The 15,762-nt window shown below is 70.2% G+C and carries 14 protein-coding genes; 11 read left to right on the top strand and 3 right to left on the bottom strand.

The features are described 5' to 3' along the window. Positions 1-2 precede the first annotated feature (2 nt). The 11 genes from nuoH to IEY99_RS22725 all read left to right on the top strand — a co-directional run bounded on the left by nuoH (position 3) and on the right by IEY99_RS22725 (position 11,726). Positions 3-1,391, top strand: a complete 1,389-nt coding sequence (gene nuoH / locus IEY99_RS22775) for an NADH-quinone oxidoreductase subunit NuoH (protein WP_189206058.1) — start codon at positions 3-5, stop codon at positions 1,389-1,391. A 1-nt stretch (position 1,392) separates the two neighbouring features. Continuing rightward, positions 1,393-2,049 (top strand): NADH-quinone oxidoreductase subunit NuoI, encoded by a 657-nt coding sequence (nuoI, locus tag IEY99_RS22770; protein WP_189206057.1) that lies wholly within the window; start codon positions 1,393-1,395, stop codon positions 2,047-2,049. Continuing rightward, positions 2,046-2,813, top strand: coding sequence for an NADH-quinone oxidoreductase subunit J (locus IEY99_RS22765; RefSeq protein WP_189206056.1), 768 nt, complete (start codon positions 2,046-2,048; stop codon positions 2,811-2,813). Before nuoI ends, IEY99_RS22765 begins: the two co-directional genes overlap by 4 nt. Further along, positions 2,810-3,109 (top strand): NADH-quinone oxidoreductase subunit NuoK, encoded by a 300-nt coding sequence (nuoK, locus tag IEY99_RS22760; RefSeq protein WP_015618499.1) that lies wholly within the window; start codon positions 2,810-2,812, stop codon positions 3,107-3,109. The genes IEY99_RS22765 and nuoK overlap by 4 nt, the downstream gene beginning before the upstream one ends. Before the next feature lie 12 nt (positions 3,110-3,121). After that, entirely contained in the window at positions 3,122-5,047 is a 1,926-nt protein-coding gene (gene nuoL / locus IEY99_RS22755; RefSeq protein ID WP_189206055.1) for an NADH-quinone oxidoreductase subunit L, read from the top strand. Beyond that, positions 5,047-6,585: an NADH-quinone oxidoreductase subunit M gene (locus tag IEY99_RS22750; RefSeq protein ID WP_189206054.1), complete on the top strand. Its 1,539-nt coding sequence runs from the start codon at positions 5,047-5,049 to the stop codon at positions 6,583-6,585. The genes nuoL and IEY99_RS22750 overlap by 1 nt, the downstream gene beginning before the upstream one ends. Positions 6,586-6,587: 2 nt before the next feature. Next, positions 6,588-8,120, top strand: coding sequence for an NADH-quinone oxidoreductase subunit NuoN (gene nuoN / locus IEY99_RS22745; RefSeq protein WP_189206053.1), 1,533 nt, complete (start codon positions 6,588-6,590; stop codon positions 8,118-8,120). 219 nt (positions 8,121-8,339) lie between these two features. Further along, positions 8,340-9,332, top strand: a complete 993-nt coding sequence (locus IEY99_RS22740; protein WP_373293425.1) for a polyprenyl synthetase family protein — start codon at positions 8,340-8,342, stop codon at positions 9,330-9,332. 307 nt (positions 9,333-9,639) lie between these two features. Next, on the top strand, positions 9,640-10,434 hold the full coding sequence (locus IEY99_RS22735) for an IclR family transcriptional regulator (RefSeq protein ID WP_189206051.1): 795 nt from the start codon (positions 9,640-9,642) through the stop codon (positions 10,432-10,434). Between the two features lie 90 nt (positions 10,435-10,524). Further along, a complete protein-coding gene (locus tag IEY99_RS22730) occupies positions 10,525-11,019 on the top strand; it encodes a sigma-70 family RNA polymerase sigma factor (RefSeq protein WP_229799169.1) in 495 nt (164 codons plus the stop codon). Beyond that, positions 11,016-11,726, top strand: coding sequence for an anti-sigma factor family protein (locus IEY99_RS22725; protein ID WP_189206049.1), 711 nt, complete (start codon positions 11,016-11,018; stop codon positions 11,724-11,726). The genes IEY99_RS22730 and IEY99_RS22725 overlap by 4 nt, the downstream gene beginning before the upstream one ends. Before the next feature lie 11 nt (positions 11,727-11,737). Here the strand turns inward: IEY99_RS22725 and rarD are convergent, their stop codons facing one another. The 3 genes from rarD to IEY99_RS22710 form a co-directional block, all read right to left on the bottom strand. Further along, on the bottom strand, positions 11,738-12,661 hold the full coding sequence (gene rarD / locus IEY99_RS22720) for an EamA family transporter RarD (protein WP_189206048.1): 924 nt from the start codon (positions 12,659-12,661) through the stop codon (positions 11,738-11,740). A gap of 480 nt (positions 12,662-13,141) precedes the next feature. Beyond that, a complete protein-coding gene (locus IEY99_RS22715; RefSeq protein WP_189206047.1) occupies positions 13,142-13,522 on the bottom strand; it encodes a phage holin family protein in 381 nt (126 codons plus the stop codon). Between the two features lie 321 nt (positions 13,523-13,843). Further along, positions 13,844-15,709 carry a type VII secretion protein EccE gene (locus IEY99_RS22710; protein WP_229799109.1) on the bottom strand — a complete coding sequence of 622 codons (1,866 nt, stop codon included), beginning with the start codon at positions 15,707-15,709 and terminating at the stop codon, positions 13,844-13,846. Positions 15,710-15,762 lie beyond the last annotated feature (53 nt).

Here is a 15,762-nt window from a genome sequence, read left to right as displayed (position 1 = left end):
CCATGAACACTCTGATTCTCGGGGCCGCGCAGGATCCGACGCTCCAGACGTTCGAGAACGACGTCTGGTGGATCACGCTCATCAAGCTGCTGGGCGTCTTCGTCATCCTGCTGCTGCTGACGCTCTTCACGATCAACTACGAGCGCAAGGTCGTGGCCCGGATGGCGGTCCGGCCCGGCCCCAACCAGGTCGGGCCCAAGGGCTGGTTGCAGAGCCTCACGGACGGCATCAAGCTGCCGTTCAAGGAGGAGATCATCCCGAAGACCGCCGACAAGGTGGTCTACTTCATCGCTCCGGTGATCTCGGCGACCTGCGCCTTCACCGCGTTCTCGGTGATCCCGTTCGGACCGGTCGTGTCGATCTTCGGGCACAAGACCGCGCTGCAGCTCACCGACGTGCCGGTCTCGGTGCTGGTGCTGCTCGCCTGCTCCTCGATGAGCGTCTACGGCGTGGTGCTCGCCGGGTGGGCGTCCGGCTCGACCTACCCGCTCCTCGGCGGCCTGCGGTCCAGCGCCCAGATGATCTCGTACGAGGTCGCCATGGGCCTGTCCATCGTGGCCGTCTTCATGACCGCCGGCACGATGTCCACCTCGCAGATCGTCAAGGCGCAGGCGGGCAACGGCGAGTCGACCGTCGACATCCTCGGCTGGAACCCGACCGCGCCGAGCTGGTACGCGGTCCTGCTGCTCCCCAGCTTCATCATCTACTGCATCGCCGCGGTGGGTGAGACCAACCGGGCGCCCTTCGACCTGCCCGAGGCGGAGTCCGAGCTGGTCGGCGGCTTCCACACCGAGTACTCGTCGTTCAAGTTCGCGCTCTTCTTCCTGGCCGAGTACATCAACATGATCACCGTCTCGGCGTTCGCCACCACGCTGTTCCTCGGCGGCTGGCGCGCCCCGGCACCGATCACCACCTTCTGGGAGGGCGCCAACTCCGGCTGGTGGCCGATGGTGTGGTGGCTCGGCAAGGTGCTGATCCTGCTCTTCGGCTTCATCTGGCTGCGGGCCACGCTCCCCCGGATGCGTTACGACCAGTTCATGCGCTTCGGCTGGAAGGTGCTGATCCCGGTCAACCTGGTGTGGATCCTCTTCCTCGCCGGCGTGCGGGTCACCAACGACCGGGTCGACGGCGGCGCCCGCTGGCTGGTCTACCTCGTCGCGGCGGTGGTGGTGCTCGGCATCGCACTGCTCTGGCCGGCGAGCAAGAAGCCGCGGGAGTACTCGATCGAGGAGCAGCTCGCGGCGCGGCCGCCGGGCAGCTTCCCGGTCCCGCCGATGGACCTGCAGGTCCCGCCCAGCCCGCGCGCCCGGCGCGCGGTCGCCGAACGCCAGCCGGCCACGGTCGGCGGCACGAACCCCGGCCCGGACGACACGTCAGACAAGGAGGTGTGACGTGGGAACGTTCACGGGCTCGTTCAAGGGCTTCGGGGTGACCTTCGCGCACATGTTCCGCAAGGTCATCACGACCGACTATCCGTTCTCGCCGCCGAAGCCGGCCCCGCGCTACCACGGGCGGCACATCCTCAACCGGCACCCGGACGGCCTGGAGAAGTGCATCGGCTGCGAGCTGTGCGCCTGGGCCTGCCCGGCGGACGCGATCTACGTCGAGGGTGGCGACAACACCGAGGAGATGCGCTTCTCGCCCGGTGAGCGGTACGCCAGCATCTACCAGATCAACTACGCCCGCTGCATCTTCTGCGGGCTGTGCATCGAGGCCTGCCCGACCCGCTCGCTGACCATGAGCAACGAGTACGAGCTGGCCCGCGACAGCCGCCAGGACCTCATCTTCACCAAGAAGGAGCTGCTGGCGCCGCTGCTGCCGGGCATGGAGCAGCCGCCGCACCCGATGCGCCTCGGCGACACCGACAAGGACTACTACGTGGGCGCGCTCACCAACCCGGGCACGTCGGCCGGCGCCGAACGGGCTCCCTGGTCGGAGACCGGCACGCAGGACGCCGCCACCGCGGGCACCGCGGGCGGCCGGCCGGAGACGGCCGGCACCCTGCGCCGCGAGAACGCCGGCGACCAGCCCGCGGAGGTGACCCGATGATGGCGCTCGCGGCCGACGCCGCCGCGCAGGTCTCCACCGCCGAGGCCTGGGGCTTCTGGATCCTGGGCTCGCTGGCCGTCATCGGCGGGCTGGGCATGGTGCTCGCGCGCAACGCGGTGCACTCCGCACTGTGGCTCGTGCTGACGATGCTGTGCCTGGGCTTCCTCTACGTGGTCAACGCCGCGCCGTTCCTCGGCGCGGTGCAGATCATCGTCTACACCGGCGCGATCATGATGCTGTTCCTCTTCGTGCTCATGCTCGTCGGCCGGGACGCCTCCGACTCGCTCATCGAGACGCTGCGCGGCCAGCGGATCGCGGCGATCCTGCTGGGCGCCGGGTTCGGTGCGCTGATCGCGACCGGCCTCGCCCGCTCGCTCGGCGCCAGCGAGGTGGTGGGGCTGGCCGAGGCGAACGCCGTCGGCAACGTGCAGGGCATCGCGCGGCTGCTGTTCACCAAGTACGTCTTCGCCTTCGAGGTCACGTCCGCGCTGCTGATCACGGCCGCGGTCGGCGCGATGGTGCTCGCCCACGTGGAGCGCGCCTCGCTGGAGAAGGTCGACCAGGTGACCCGGATGAAGGAGCGGTTCCGGCCGGGCAACTACCCCGGTCCGAAGGCGGGTCCGGGCGTCTACGCCAACACCATGTCGGTCGCCGTCGCGGGCAAGCTGCCGGACGGCAACGACTCGGAGCGCACCCTCTCGCCGATCCTGCCCGTGCGCGAGCTGACCGAGCGTGAGGCCGCACCCAAGGGGACTGAGAAGTGACTCCTGACTACTACCTCGTACTCGCGGCGATCCTGTTCACCATCGGCGCCGCCGGAGTGCTGGTACGCCGCAACGCGATCGTCCTGTTCATGTGCATCGAGCTGATGCTGAACGCGGCGAACCTCGCGCTGGTGACCTTCAGCCGGATCAACGGCAGCCTGGACGGCCAGATCATCTCGTTCTTCGTGATGGTGGTCGCGGCGGCCGAGGTCGTGGTGGGGCTCGCCATCATCATGTCGATCTTCCGTACCCGGCGCTCGGCGAGCGTCGACGACGCCAACCTCCTCAAGTACTAAAGGGGCCTTCACGTGGAACAGACAGTGGAGTACGCCCACGCCACGGGGCTTCTGAGCGGAATCTGGCTGCTTGTCGCCATTCCGCTCGCCAGCGCGGCCGTCCTCCTGCTGCTCGGCAAGAGGTCGGACAAGTGGGGCCACTGGCTCGGCGTGCTGGCGGTCGCGGCGACCTTCGTCCTCGGCCTTTCGATGTTCTTCCAGCTGCGCGGGCTGGATCCCGAGCACCGCTCGGCCCAGCTGAGCCTCTGGGACTTCATCGTCGTCGGCAAGCTGGAAGTCGACTTCGGGCTGCTGTTCGACCCGCTGTCCGGCGTCTTCGTGCTGCTGATCACCGGCGTCGGATCGCTCATCCACGTGTACGCCGTCGGCTACATGGAGCACGACCCCGGGCGTCGCAAGTTCTTCGCGTACTTCAACCTCTTCGTCGCGGCCATGCTGCTGCTGGTCCTCGGCAACAACTACGTGATGCTCTACTTCGGCTGGGAGGGCGTGGGTCTCGCGTCGTACCTGCTGATCTCGTTCTGGTACAACCGGCCGTCGGCGGCCACCGCCGGCAAGAAGGCGTTCCTGATGAACCGGGTCGGCGACGCCGGCCTGGCCATCGGCATCTTCATGATGTTCGCGACGCTGGGCACGACCCAGTACGACAAGGTCTTCAGCGGGGTGTCCGCGCTGTCCGGCGGCACGGTGCTGCTCATGGGCATCCTGCTGCTGCTCGGCGCCGCGGGTAAGTCCGGCCAGTTCCCGCTGCAGGCCTGGCTCCCCGACGCCATGGAGGGCCCGACCCCGGTCTCCGCCCTGATCCACGCGGCGACGATGGTCACCGCCGGCGTCTACCTGATCGCCCGCTCGCACGCGATCTTCACCGCGAACGCCACGCTCCAGACGATCGTGGTCACCGTCGGCGCGATCACCCTGCTGATGGGCTGCATCATCGGCGCCGCCAAGGACGACATCAAGCGGGTCCTCGCCTGGTCCACGGTCAGCCAGATCGGCTACATGTTCCTCGGCGTCGGGCTCGGCGGGGCGGCGTACGCGCTGGCCATCGTCCACCTGCTCGCGCACGGCTTCTTCAAGGCCAACATGTTCCTCGGGGCCGGCTCGGTCATGCACGGCATGCACGACCAGGTCGACATCCGGCGCTTCGGTGGCCTGAGCAAGTACATGAAGTGGACCTGGCTGACGTTCGCCACGGGCTGGCTCGCCATCATCGGCATCCCGCCGCTGTCCGGCTTCTTCTCCAAGGAGCCGATCATCGTGGCGGCGTTCGCGCGCGGGGACTGGACGTCCTGGCTCTACGGCACGGCCGCGCTGCTCGGCGCCGGTCTCACCGCGTTCTACATGACCCGGCTGTTCGTGCTCACCTTCCACGGCCCCAAGCGGTGGACCGAGGACATCCACGAGCCGCACGAGTCGCCGTTGATCATGACGGTGCCGCTGATGCTGCTGGCGCTCGGCTCGATCGGCGCCGGCTGGCTCATGTCCACCTCGGTGCCGACCTGGCTCGAGCCGGTCTTCGGCCAGGAGCAGGCCGAGCCGCACGGGGTCCTGGGCCACACGGCGATCACGATCCTGTCGATCGCCGTCACGCTGGCCGGCGCCGGGCTGGCCTGGATGCTGTTCCGCAACGGCACCGCCCCGCAGGAGCAGCCGGCCGGCGCGCTGGTGCGGGCGGCCCGGCGCAACCTCTACACCGACGCGTTCAACGAGGCGGTCTTCGAACGGCCCGGCATCTACCTCACCCGCGCCCTGGTCTACCTGGACAACAAGGGCATCGACGGCGCGGTGAACGGCCTGGCGGCGGCCGTCGGCGGCAGCTCGGGGCGCCTGCGCCGGCTGCAGACCGGTTTCGTCCGCTCGTACGCGTTGTCCATGCTCACCGGCGCCGTGCTGGTCGTCGGCGCGTTCCTCGCGATCCAGCTGGGGTGGTTGGCGTAATGAAGGACTTCCCGTTCCTGTCCATCCTGACGTTGCTCCCCCTGGTGGGCGCGGCAGTGGTGGCCTTCCTCCCGCGCCGCAACGGCGGTCTCGCCAAGATCGTCGCCCTGGTGTGGTCGCTGGTGGTGCTCGCGCTGAGCATCGGCATGTGGGTGGCGTTCCAGGTCGACGGCGACCGCTTCCAGTTCCGCGAGTCCTACCAGTGGATCCCCACCTGGGACGCGCGGTTCACCTTCGCCGCCGACGGCATCGCGCTGGTGATGCTGGTGCTCATCGCGGTGCTCGTGCCGCTGGTCATCCTGGCGTCCTGGCACGACGTCGACGAGAGCCAGCGGTCGGTGCCGACGTACTTCGCCCTGCTGCTCGCCCTCGAATGCACGATGATCGGCGTCTTCGCGGCCGCCGACGTGTTCCTCTTCTACGTGTTCTTCGAGGTCATGCTCGTGCCGATGTACTTCATCATCGGCTCGTACGGCGGCCAGCGCCGCCAGTACGCCGCGGTGAAGTTCTTCCTCTACTCGCTGGTCGGCGGCCTGTTCATGCTGGCCGCGGTGGTCGGCCTCTGGGTGGTCGGCGGGCACACCTTCGACTGGGCGACCCTCAAGGGGGCCTCCGCGGCGTTCGAGACGAACACCGCCCGGTGGCTGTTCCTCGGCTTCTTCATCGCGTTCGCGGTCAAGGCGCCGTTCTTCCCGTTCCACACCTGGCTGCCGGACGCCGGTGGGGCCGCCCCGGCGCCCGCGGCGGCGCTGCTCGTCGGCGTGCTCGACAAGGTCGGCACCTTCGGCATCCTGCGCTACTGCCTGCCGCTCTTCCCGGAGGCCGCGCGCTGGTTCGCCCCGGCGGCGCTGGTGCTGGGCGTCATCGGCATCATCTACGCGGCGCTGCTGGCGGTCGGGCAGAACGACCTCAAGCGGCTGGTGTCGTACACGTCGATCGCCCACTTCGGGTTCATCGGCATCGGCATCTTCGCCTTCACCACCCAGGCGGGCACCGGCTCGGTGCTCTACATGGTCAACCACGGCCTCGCGACCGGCCTGCTCTTCCTGGTCGTCGGCATGTTCGTGGCGCGCCGCGGCTCCGCCCTGGTCAGCGACTTCGGCGGCGCCGGCAAGCTGGTCCCGGTGCTCGCCGGCGTGCTGTTCTTCGCCGGCCTCGCCTCCCTGGCCCTGCCCGGCACCGCGCCGTTCATCAGCGAGTTCCTGGTGCTGATCGGCACCTTCACCACGCACAAGGTCTACGCGGTCATCGCCACGGCCGGCATCATCCTGGCCGCCGCGTACGTGCTCTGGATGGTGCAGCGCACGACCCAGGGCACGTTGAACCCGGCGCTGGAGGAGGTCCCCGAGATGCGGCGGGACATCACCTGGCGCGAGAAGGTCGTCGTCGCGCCGCTGGTGCTCCTGCTGTTGCTGCTCGGCTTCTATCCGAAGCCGGTCACCGATGTGATCAACCCGGCGGTCGAGGCGACCATGCTGGACGTGGGCACGACCGATCCGGCGCCGACGGCGGTCGCGAACGGAAAGGTGGCGCCGTAGCCATGGGAGAGCTCAAACTTCCCGACATCGACTACGCGGCCCTCGCGCCGATGTTGATCCTCTTCGGGGCGGCCTGCGTGGGCGTGCTGTTCGAGGCCATGGTGCCGAAGAACCGGCGCCACGGCGTCCAGCTCGGTCTCGCACTGGTGTCCCTGGTCGCCGCGCTGACCATGGTGATCTGGGTCCGCGACAAGCGGCTGGTCACCATCGGCGGCGCGATCGCGGTCGACGGGCCCACGCTGTTCCTGCAGGGCTCGATCCTGCTGCTGGGCATCGTCTCGCTGCTGCTGATCGGGGAACGCTCGATCGAGGCCGGCGGCGCGTTCGTCTCCCAGGCGGCGATCACGGTCGGCTCGCAGAAGGACCTCAAGCAGGCCGACGGCCAGCCGGGCGCCACCGAGGTCTACCCGCTGGCGGTCTTCGCCTTCGGCGGCATGCTGCTCTTCGTCGCGGCGAACGACCTGCTGACCATGTTCGTCGCGCTCGAGGTCTTCTCGCTGCCCCTCTACCTGCTCTGCGCCCTGGCCCGCCGGCGGCGCCTGCTGAGCCAGGAAGCGGCGCTGAAGTACTTCCTGCTGGGCTCGTACGCCTCCGCCTTCTTCCTGTTCGGGGTGGCGCTCATCTACGGCTTCAGCGGGGCCGTGGACCTGGCGTCCATCCATGCCGCGGTGGCCGATCCCGCCCGCAGCGAGATCCTGCTCTTCGGCGGGCTCGCGCTGGTGGCCATCGGACTGCTGTTCAAGAGCGCGGCGGCGCCGTTCCACGTCTGGACGCCGGACGTCTACCAGGGCGCCCCGACGCCGGTCACCGCGCTGATGGCGGCCTGCACCAAGGTGGCGGCGTTCGGCGCGCTGCTGCGCGTGCTCTACGTGGCGTTCGACGGCGTCCGCTGGGACTTCCAGCCGGTGCTCGGCGTGATCGCCATCCTGACCATGCTGGTCGGCGCCGTCCTGGCGGTCACCCAGACCGACATGAAGCGGCTGCTGGCGTACTCGTCGATCGCGAACGCGGGCTACCTGCTGGTGGGCGTCCTGGCGCTCAACAAGGACGGCCTGTCCAGCACGATGTTCTACCTGGTCGCGTACGGCTTCTCCGTGCTGGCCGCGTTCGGCATCGTCTCCCTGGTGCGCGACGCCGAGGGCGAGGCCACCCACCTGTCGCGCTGGGCCGGGCTGGGCCGTAAGAGCCCGGTCTTCGCCGGCGTCTTCTCGTTCATCCTGCTGGCCTTCGCGGGCATCCCGCTCACCAGCGGCTTCACCAGCAAGTTCGCGGTCTTCGGCGCGGCGATCGAGGGCGGGCAGACCTGGCTGGTCATCGTCGGCGTCATCACCAGCATGGTGCTGGCGTTCCCCTACCTGCGGGTCATCGTGATGATGTGGCTGTCCGAGCCGGGCGAGACCACCCCGGCGGTCTCCATCCCGGGCTTCCTGACCGCGGCGGCCCTGACCATCGGCGTGATCGCGACGTTCGCGCTCGGCGTGGTCCCGGCCCCGCTGCTGGACCTGACCAACGACGCCGCGCAGTTCGTGCGATAAGCGGTTCTCACGACAGCCCCGGCCGGATGGCCGGGGCTGTCTGCTTTCCCGGCAGCTCCGCCCGGCGGCCGAGTGCGGGCGCGACCAGGCACCTCCTCAGCCCGTGTGCCACGGGAGCCGGCGGTGCCCGTACGTGAAGCATGATTTTGATCTCGAACCCCCTGCACCACCCTCGCGGAACCGGTATGGCATCGTGAATGCGTGACTGCTGACAGCGCGCTGACGTCGCTCGGCATCGACATCGACCCCGCGGTCGACGCGTCGGTCTCGGCGACGCTCGCCGTGGTGGAGGATCGGCTGCGGCACAACGTCGCCAGCGCCGACCCTCTGGTGGCCGACGCCGCCCGGCACCTGATGGACGCGGGCGGCAAGCGGTTCCGGCCGCTGATCGTGGCGCTGGGCGCGCAGTTCGGCGACCCGGCGCGGGCCGAGATCGTGCCGGCGGCCCTGGTCGTCGAGCTCACCCATCTGGCGACGCTCTACCACGACGACGTCATGGACGAGGCGGCCGTGCGGCGCGGGGCGCCGAGCGCCAACGCCCGCTGGGGCAACTCCGTGGCGATCCTCGTCGGTGACTACCTCTTCGCCCGGGCCGCCGACATCGCGGCCACGCTGGGTACCGAGGCCGTCCGCCTGCAGGCGCAGACCTTCTCCCGGCTCGTGCACGGCCAGATCGCCGAGACGGTCGGTCCGCGCGGCAGCGATGCGATCGAGCACTACCTGCACGTCATCGCCGAGAAGACCGCGTCGCTCATCGCGACGTCGGCCCGCTTCGGCGGGCTCTTCTCCGGCGCGACGCCGGCGCACATCGAGGCCCTCGCCGGGTACGGCGAGACGATCGGCATCGCCTTCCAGCTCTCCGACGACCTGCTCGACATCGCGTCGGAGTCCGTGCAGTCCGGCAAGACTCCCGGCACCGACCTGCGCGAGGGTGTCCCCACCCTGCCGGTGCTCTACGCGCTCGCCGGCGACGATGCGGACGCCTCCGCCGTGCGCCTGCGGGAGCTGCTCGGTTCCGGGCCGCTCGTGGACGACGCGCTGCACGCCGAGGCGCTCGGGCTGCTGCGCGAGTCGCGCGCGATGAAGCGGGCCCGCGAGACCGTCCGCACCTATGCGGAGGATGCTCGTGCGCGGCTCGCGCCGCTGCCGGACGGGTCGCCGCGGCGCGCGATGGAGTCGCTGTGCGACTTCATCGCCGATCGCACAAGCTGACCGTCCACATCGTGGGGTTCCCGTCTCAGGTATGGGAATTCTCCTTGCGCCGTACGCCTTTGCGGCCGCGCCGCCGGCGGCGGGCCGGGGCACCGGGTGCGCGCGGATCGTGCTAATGCCACGCGCATCGGCGCTGGTCACGGTGGTGTCGTGGCGGTCTTCGAGGGCATCGGTGAGCCCGTCGATCTAGACGGTGAGTATCAAGAACCACACGTGCCGTAGAGATTGGTCATGGTCGACACGCTCTAGGCATTCCGTCGGGGGAAGATTATTCATATGGTGTAAGTCCCCGGCGTCGGAGGTAGCAGTGCGCGACCCCCTGGCGGAGCCGTCAGATCTCATCCGGAGCGTGTCACGCGCCCTGCGTGTGCTCGAATCGGTAGGTCGGGCCCCGCGCGGACTCACCGTGAAACAGATCGCCCGACGGTGCGAGCTGACCGTTGCGACGACGTACCACCTCGTACGCACCCTGGCGTACGAGGGCTACGTGATCAGGCGTGAGGACGGCACGTACATCGTCGGCCTGGAGATCGCCGACCGGTACCGAGAACTGGTCTCGGCGTTTCGTGGCCCGCCCTCGGTCGGCGAGGCGTTGCGGCGTGCGGCGATCGAGACCGGCTACAGCCACTACCTCGGCAGGTTCGTCGGCGGCCGGATCGCGGTGACCGCCTGCGCCGAGGGCGCCCGCTCGCCGTTCATGGACGACATGGTCCCCGGCTTCGACGAGGGCAGCCATGCCACGGCGCTCGGCAAGGCCCTGCTGGCCACGCTCACCGCCGACCAGCGCGCCCGATATCTGCGCGACTGGGGCATGCGCGCCTTCACCCCGGCCACCCTGACCACCCCCGAGGCTCTCGAAGCCGACCTCGCCGCGGGCGAGCGACGGGGCATGCAGCTGGAGATGGGCCAGTTCCGCCAGGGACTCGCCTGTGCCGCGGTCAACGTCATCACCGACCGCGACATGGAACGCCGGCTGGTGCTCGCCTGCTCCCTGCCGGCGGCGGAGATGCTGACCTCCGCCCGCGTGGTCCGGGCCAAGCTGACCGCGGCCGCACGCAACGTCGCCGAGGCTCTCTCCACCGGGGACGCCGCCACGGCATAGGTTCGGTTGAACCCGCCGGCCTTCCTCGCCCGTAAGACAGGGTGGAACGCGCGAGGGAGGTCGGCAGCCTTGGAGAGTCACGACGCCGAACTGCTGCGCGCCCTGCAGGACGAGCACGGGGACGCCCTGTTCGCGCACGCGGTGCGCCTCTCCGGGGGCGACCGCCAGCGGGCCGAGGACCTCGTGCAGGAAACGCTGCTGCGGGCCTGGCGCTATCCCGAGGCGCTGGACCCCGAGCGCGGCACGGTGCGGTCATGGCTGTTCACCACCGCGCGGAACCTGGCCATCGATGCCTGGCGGCGGCGGTCGGTACGGGTCGGCGAGGTGGTCACGGACATGATTCCCGAGCCTCCGCCCAGCGCGGACGAGGCGGACCGGGCGGTGGAGGCCTGGACGGTCGCCGAGGCGCTGGGACGGCTCTCGACCAGCCATCGCGAGGTCCTGGTCGAATGCTTCTACCAGGGCCGTTCGGTCGCCGAGGCGGCGGCCCGGCTGGGCGTGCCGCCGGGAACGGTGAAGTCGCGCACGCACTACGCCCTTCGCTCGCTGCGCATGGTGCTGAACGAAATGGGGGTGACAGGATGAGATGCGACCACGAGCACGACGACGGCGCGTACGTCCTGGGCGCCCTGTCGCCGTCCGAGCGCACCGCGTACGAACGGCACCTGGCCACCTGCTCGTTCTGCCGGGAGGCGGTGGCCGACATCGCGGTCCTGCCCGGGCTGCTCGGCCGCCTCGACCCGTCCGACTTCGAACGCCTGCTGGATCCGGACCCCACGCCGCCGGCGCGCCGCCGGGTCAGCATGCCGGACCTGGTCTCGGTCGCGCAGACGACGCGGCGCCAGGAACGCAAGCGCGTCCGGTGGCGGGTGCTGGGCACGGCCCTCGCGGCGGCCTGCCTCGCCCTTGTGGTGGGCATCGGCGCGGTCTTCTGGACGGGCGGCCGGGGCGGCAACGGTGACACCGACTCCTGGGGCCCGACGGTGGCGATGACGGCGGCCTCCGACCGGGTGCCGGTGACCGCTCAGCTCAACCTCGCCGGCGCGGCGGGCGGCACCAAGATCAAGCTTCGGTGCGCGTACAACCGGGTGGACGCCGACTCGGAGTCGTACACGATCCGGCTGATGGCGTACGGGCCGGACAAGGAGAGCGAGCAACTCGGCTCCTGGACCGCCTCGCCCGGCAAGGAGTTCAGCATGTCCGGCGTCACCCACTTCGCCGGCGGCTCGCTCGCCCGGCTGGCGCTGGTCCGCAACGACGGGCGGACGCTGCTGGCGTACGACGTCCCCTGACGGCCCGGCCGTCAGCGCGGCGGCAGGGCGGTGACCGGCTCCGCGGTGGCGGCCGCGGGGCCGGCCACCGTTCTGGCGCCTCTGACCCCGTCCACGGTGAAGATCACCAGCGCGATCCAGACCAGCGCGAACCCGGCGAGGCGCGCGGGCGGCATCGGCTCGTGGAAGAGCAGGATCCCGCAGGCAAGCTGCAGAATCGGCGCGACGTACTGAAGGATGCCCAGACCGACCAGCGGCACCCGGTTGGCGGCCCCGGCGAAGAGCAGCAACGGTACGGCAGTGGCGACACCCGACAGCACCATGAGCGTGGTGTGCCAGGCCGAGACCTGCCCGAACTGGGCGTCCCCGTTCAACCACCACAGGTAGACCAGGGCAGGAACCGCCAGCACGGCGGACTCCACGAACAACCCCTCGGCCGGCGGCACCGACAGCCGCTTCTTCACCAGACTGTACGAGCCGAAGGTGGCCGCCAGCAGCAACGCGATGTAGGGCAGCCGGCCGTAGTCGAAGGTCAGCACGCCCACGGCGACCCCGCCGATCCCGACGGCCACCCACTGCCACCCCCGCAGGCGCTCCCGCTGCACGGTGACACCGAGCAGCACGACGACCAGGGGAGTGATGAAGTAGCCGAGAGCCGTCTCGACGACCCGCGAGGAATTGACGCCGTAGATGTAGGTCGCCCAGTTCACCCCGATGAGTACGGCGGCAAGCACGACCCCGCCCAGCAGCCGCCGGTCCCGGACGAGCCGGCCGGCGAACCGCCAGTTGCGAGCCGCGGCGAGGAGGAGGGTGATGAAGACGACGGACCAGATGACGCGGTGGGCCAGGATCTCGAGGGGCGGGGAGGGCTGGAGCAGTTTGAAGTAGATCGGGAAGAAGCCCCAGAGGATGTACGCGATCAGGCCGTACAGGTATCCGCGCCGCTCGTCGCCCATGTCTCCACCGTAAGGGCCGGTCTGTGGTTCGCTCCTTGCATATGTGGAAGCTCACCGGGTGCCGGCGGTGTCGGTTGGGGGTTTGGTCAGGTTTGGCCCGCGGCCGTTCTGCTGCGCGTGGCGTTTTCCCGTGCCTCGCTCGACGGGCTCGCGTTCGTGCGGGGTTGTCCCTGGCAGCGTGTCCGGTGCTGCTCGCGGGGGCGTCCGCTGCGGCGTGCCCGACCCTGCTCACGGGGTGCGGTTTGTGGTGTGAGCGGCCCTGCTTGGGGGCGTTTTGTCGCGTGACCGGCCCTGCTTGGGTGCTTTGTAGCGTGCCTGCCCCTGCTTGAGGGGGTGCGCTTTGTAGCGTGAGCGGCCCTGCTTGCGGGTGCGTTTTGTAGCGTGCCCGCCCCGGTTTGCGGGGTGCGCTCTGTAGCGTGACCGGCCCTGCTCGGGGCGGGACCGGTCGCTATGGCGTCTCGATTGCTTGCTTCGGAGGGGTCAGTCGTCGCCGTCGGGAACGAGCATGTTGAGGACCCAGCTCACGATGCCGACGAGGAGGGCGCCGAGGACCGCGCTGGGCCAGAAGTCCTCCACGTGGAACGGCACGTCGAGCCGGCCGGCGATCCAGCTGGTGAGCAGGAAGAGGAGGCCGTTCACCACCACGGAGATCAGGCCGAGGGTGAGAACGTACAACCCGCACCCGATCGTCTTGATGATCGGCCGCAGCACGGCGTTCACGATGCCGAAGATGACAGCGACGGCAACGAGCGCCCCAACCTTCCCGGGTACCGAGTCGGTCGTGAGCTGGATGCCGTCGATGACCAGAGTGGCGATCCACAGCGAGACGGCGGTGATCACCAGCCGGATGATGATGCCCATGGCTCGCGATGGTGCCACGCCCGGGCCACCAAGAGCAGCAACACTCCACGATCTTGTTGGTGCGGCTCCGGAAACCGGCCGGACGGCCAGGTTCCGATGCTGCCCGCGATTCCGATTGGGCACGCTTTGCGAGCCAGCCGCGGCCTGCCTCGGCCGGTCCATCCGCTCGGGCATGCCCGGTCTGGCTCGACCGGTGCTCCCCGCTGGCTCGGCCGGTCCACCCGCTGGGCTTTTCCCGGCCTGGCTTTCCGGTCTGGCGCGGCCGGTCCGCTACCGGCCGGATTCCGGACGCCTGGGCGGGCCCGGTTGTGGGTCGGCGCGTCAGCGGCTTGGGGGGCCGATCAGCTGGGCTTCGATGGGGGTCTGGGACAGCGCCGCCCAGCGGACCGCCCGGCGGTTGATGACGCCCACCATGTCCGCGCGGATCTGGGTCAGCCAGGTCGCCGTCTCGCCCAGGCCGAGGGTGGCGCCGACAAGCTCGGCCTCGTCCGCCCGGAGCGGCTGCACGAGGAGGAGGTCGGCGCGGGTGGCGACGTCCGCGTCCGCCGAGGTGAAGCCGTCCCGGACCACCAGGGTGGTCTGCCAGCCGGGCCCCGGGCGGCTGTCCGCGCCGACCGGGCCGACGTCCAGCACGATCAGGAGTGGGTGCAGTGCCGAGCCGTGGGGCATGTCCACGGCCCGTCCTGGCGGGATGACCGCGATGGATTCACCGGGGACCGCGGCCCCGCGTACGAAGGGTTCCCAGGCCTGCGGGCGTGCCGTCTGAACCACCACCCGCGCGCCCAGCGCCATCGCCCGCAGGGACACCAGTTGTGCGCAGCGCACGCCGCCGATGAGGAGGGCACGGGTCTGCTCCGGCCGGAACAGGCGGGCGATGACGGGCTCACCCCGGCGGTTGGTGCCGATCATCAGGCCGGCGTTGCTGATCGGCAGTTCGAGGTCTTCCAGCAGGCCGGCGGGGTGGCCGCCGAGACCGTTCAGGTCGGGGCGGCCGGGGATCGCCGGTGACGTCGGAATGCCCAGCGGGAGCGTCGCGGTCAGCCCGTCGAGATGCTCCCCGTCGAGCCGCTGCACGGCGGCCCGCTCCGCGGCGAGGAGTTTGCGCAGCGTCTGGGTAGCGAGCGACAACGTCGCGGCATCGGGCGCCGCGATACGGATGGTGAGGTCGACGGCTGTGTCCGTACCCGAGGGTGAATGCGGCCCGGCACCCAGCGCGACCGTCGTCGCCGCCGCGGGCAGGGCGAGTATCCGGGCGATGATGCGCTGGGAGGTCTCGATCCGCAGATCGGGCCAGCGGCGGAGCCGGAAGGTGACCTGGCTCAGGCCCCCGACCCGCAGGCCCGCCCAGCTCTCCTGGGCCATGCCGCCGTCGCCGTGGGCGAGGTCGGCGATGGCACCCAGGGCAGCGGCCTCGCCCAAGGGAAGTGCGGGCGTCGGCGCGAGCCGGCGCACCAGCCTGCGGACCAGCCCGGACAGGGCCCGCCGCAGATCGTCGTCGGACCAGCCCTCGGCGCGCAGTACCCGGACGGCGAGGAGCGCCCGGCTGTGGCCGAGCAGGCGACCCTCGGTCAACTGACGGTACGAGTTGGCCGGCGTGCCGCTGCCCGCCCGCAGGGAAGGGGCCGGAGCCCCGGTGAGCACCAGTTGGATGCGGCAGGGCGGATGCTCGGCGTCCGCCGAGGGCAGCAGTGCGGCCGGTGACGGCGCCGCGCCGGCGAGCTCGGCAAGCAGGCCGGCCGGGTCGCCGAGCTCGAGAACGGCGGTGAGACCCTGCCCGTCGGCGATGATCGCGGCAGGATTGCCGGCCAGCCCCGCCTGCTCGACTGTGGCGCCGGGTGCGACCAGCGCGAGTAGTGCGCTCGGCGTGCTGTCGAGCGAGACCGCGTGGCGCCGGCCCGTGTATCGGGACGCGGTGCCGAGCCACTCGAACGCCCACCGGCCACGCAAGCGGAGCCAGGTAAGGGCGAGGAGGACAACTGCCGCAAATGCCGCAGCCCCGAGGCCGACAGGCCCGTTGGCGGCGCCGATGAGTAAGGCCACGGCGGCCAGTTGGGTGCTGACCAGCTGACCGGTGCGAATACCGAAGAACCGTCCATAACGGACAGGCGAGGTGCGTACCTTGGGCAGGCGCTGACCGCCGCCGTTCAGCTCCGGGAAGCTGCGGCCGCCCGCCACCTCTGCCGTCACCCCGCGCCGCCCTTCGATCGTGGTTGTGTTCGCGAGGGGCCATCGTATGGCTC

This window comes from Couchioplanes azureus (genome assembly GCF_014648355.1).
Taxonomy (GTDB): domain Bacteria; phylum Actinomycetota; class Actinomycetes; order Mycobacteriales; family Micromonosporaceae; genus Actinoplanes; species Actinoplanes azureus.
This window is presented reverse-complemented; position numbering and strand designations above follow the sequence as displayed.

Bases quoted from the DNA above. Each gene is read 5' to 3' on its own strand.
- nuoH (WP_189206058.1), top strand. From the start codon at position 3: ATGAACACTCTGATTCTCGGGGCCGCGCAGGATCCGACGCTCCAGACG.
- IEY99_RS22765 (WP_189206056.1), top strand. From the start codon at position 2,046: ATGATGGCGCTCGCGGCCGACGCCGCCGCGCAGGTCTCCACCGCCGAG.
- IEY99_RS22750 (WP_189206054.1), top strand. From the start codon at position 5,047: ATGAAGGACTTCCCGTTCCTGTCCATCCTGACGTTGCTCCCCCTGGTG.
- nuoN (WP_189206053.1), top strand. From the start codon at position 6,588: ATGGGAGAGCTCAAACTTCCCGACATCGACTACGCGGCCCTCGCGCCG.
- IEY99_RS22725 (WP_189206049.1), top strand. From the start codon at position 11,016: ATGAGATGCGACCACGAGCACGACGACGGCGCGTACGTCCTGGGCGCC.
- rarD (WP_189206048.1), bottom strand. From the start codon at position 12,661: ATGGGCGACGAGCGGCGCGGATACCTGTACGGCCTGATCGCGTACATC.
- IEY99_RS22715 (WP_189206047.1), bottom strand. From the start codon at position 13,522: ATGGGCATCATCATCCGGCTGGTGATCACCGCCGTCTCGCTGTGGATC.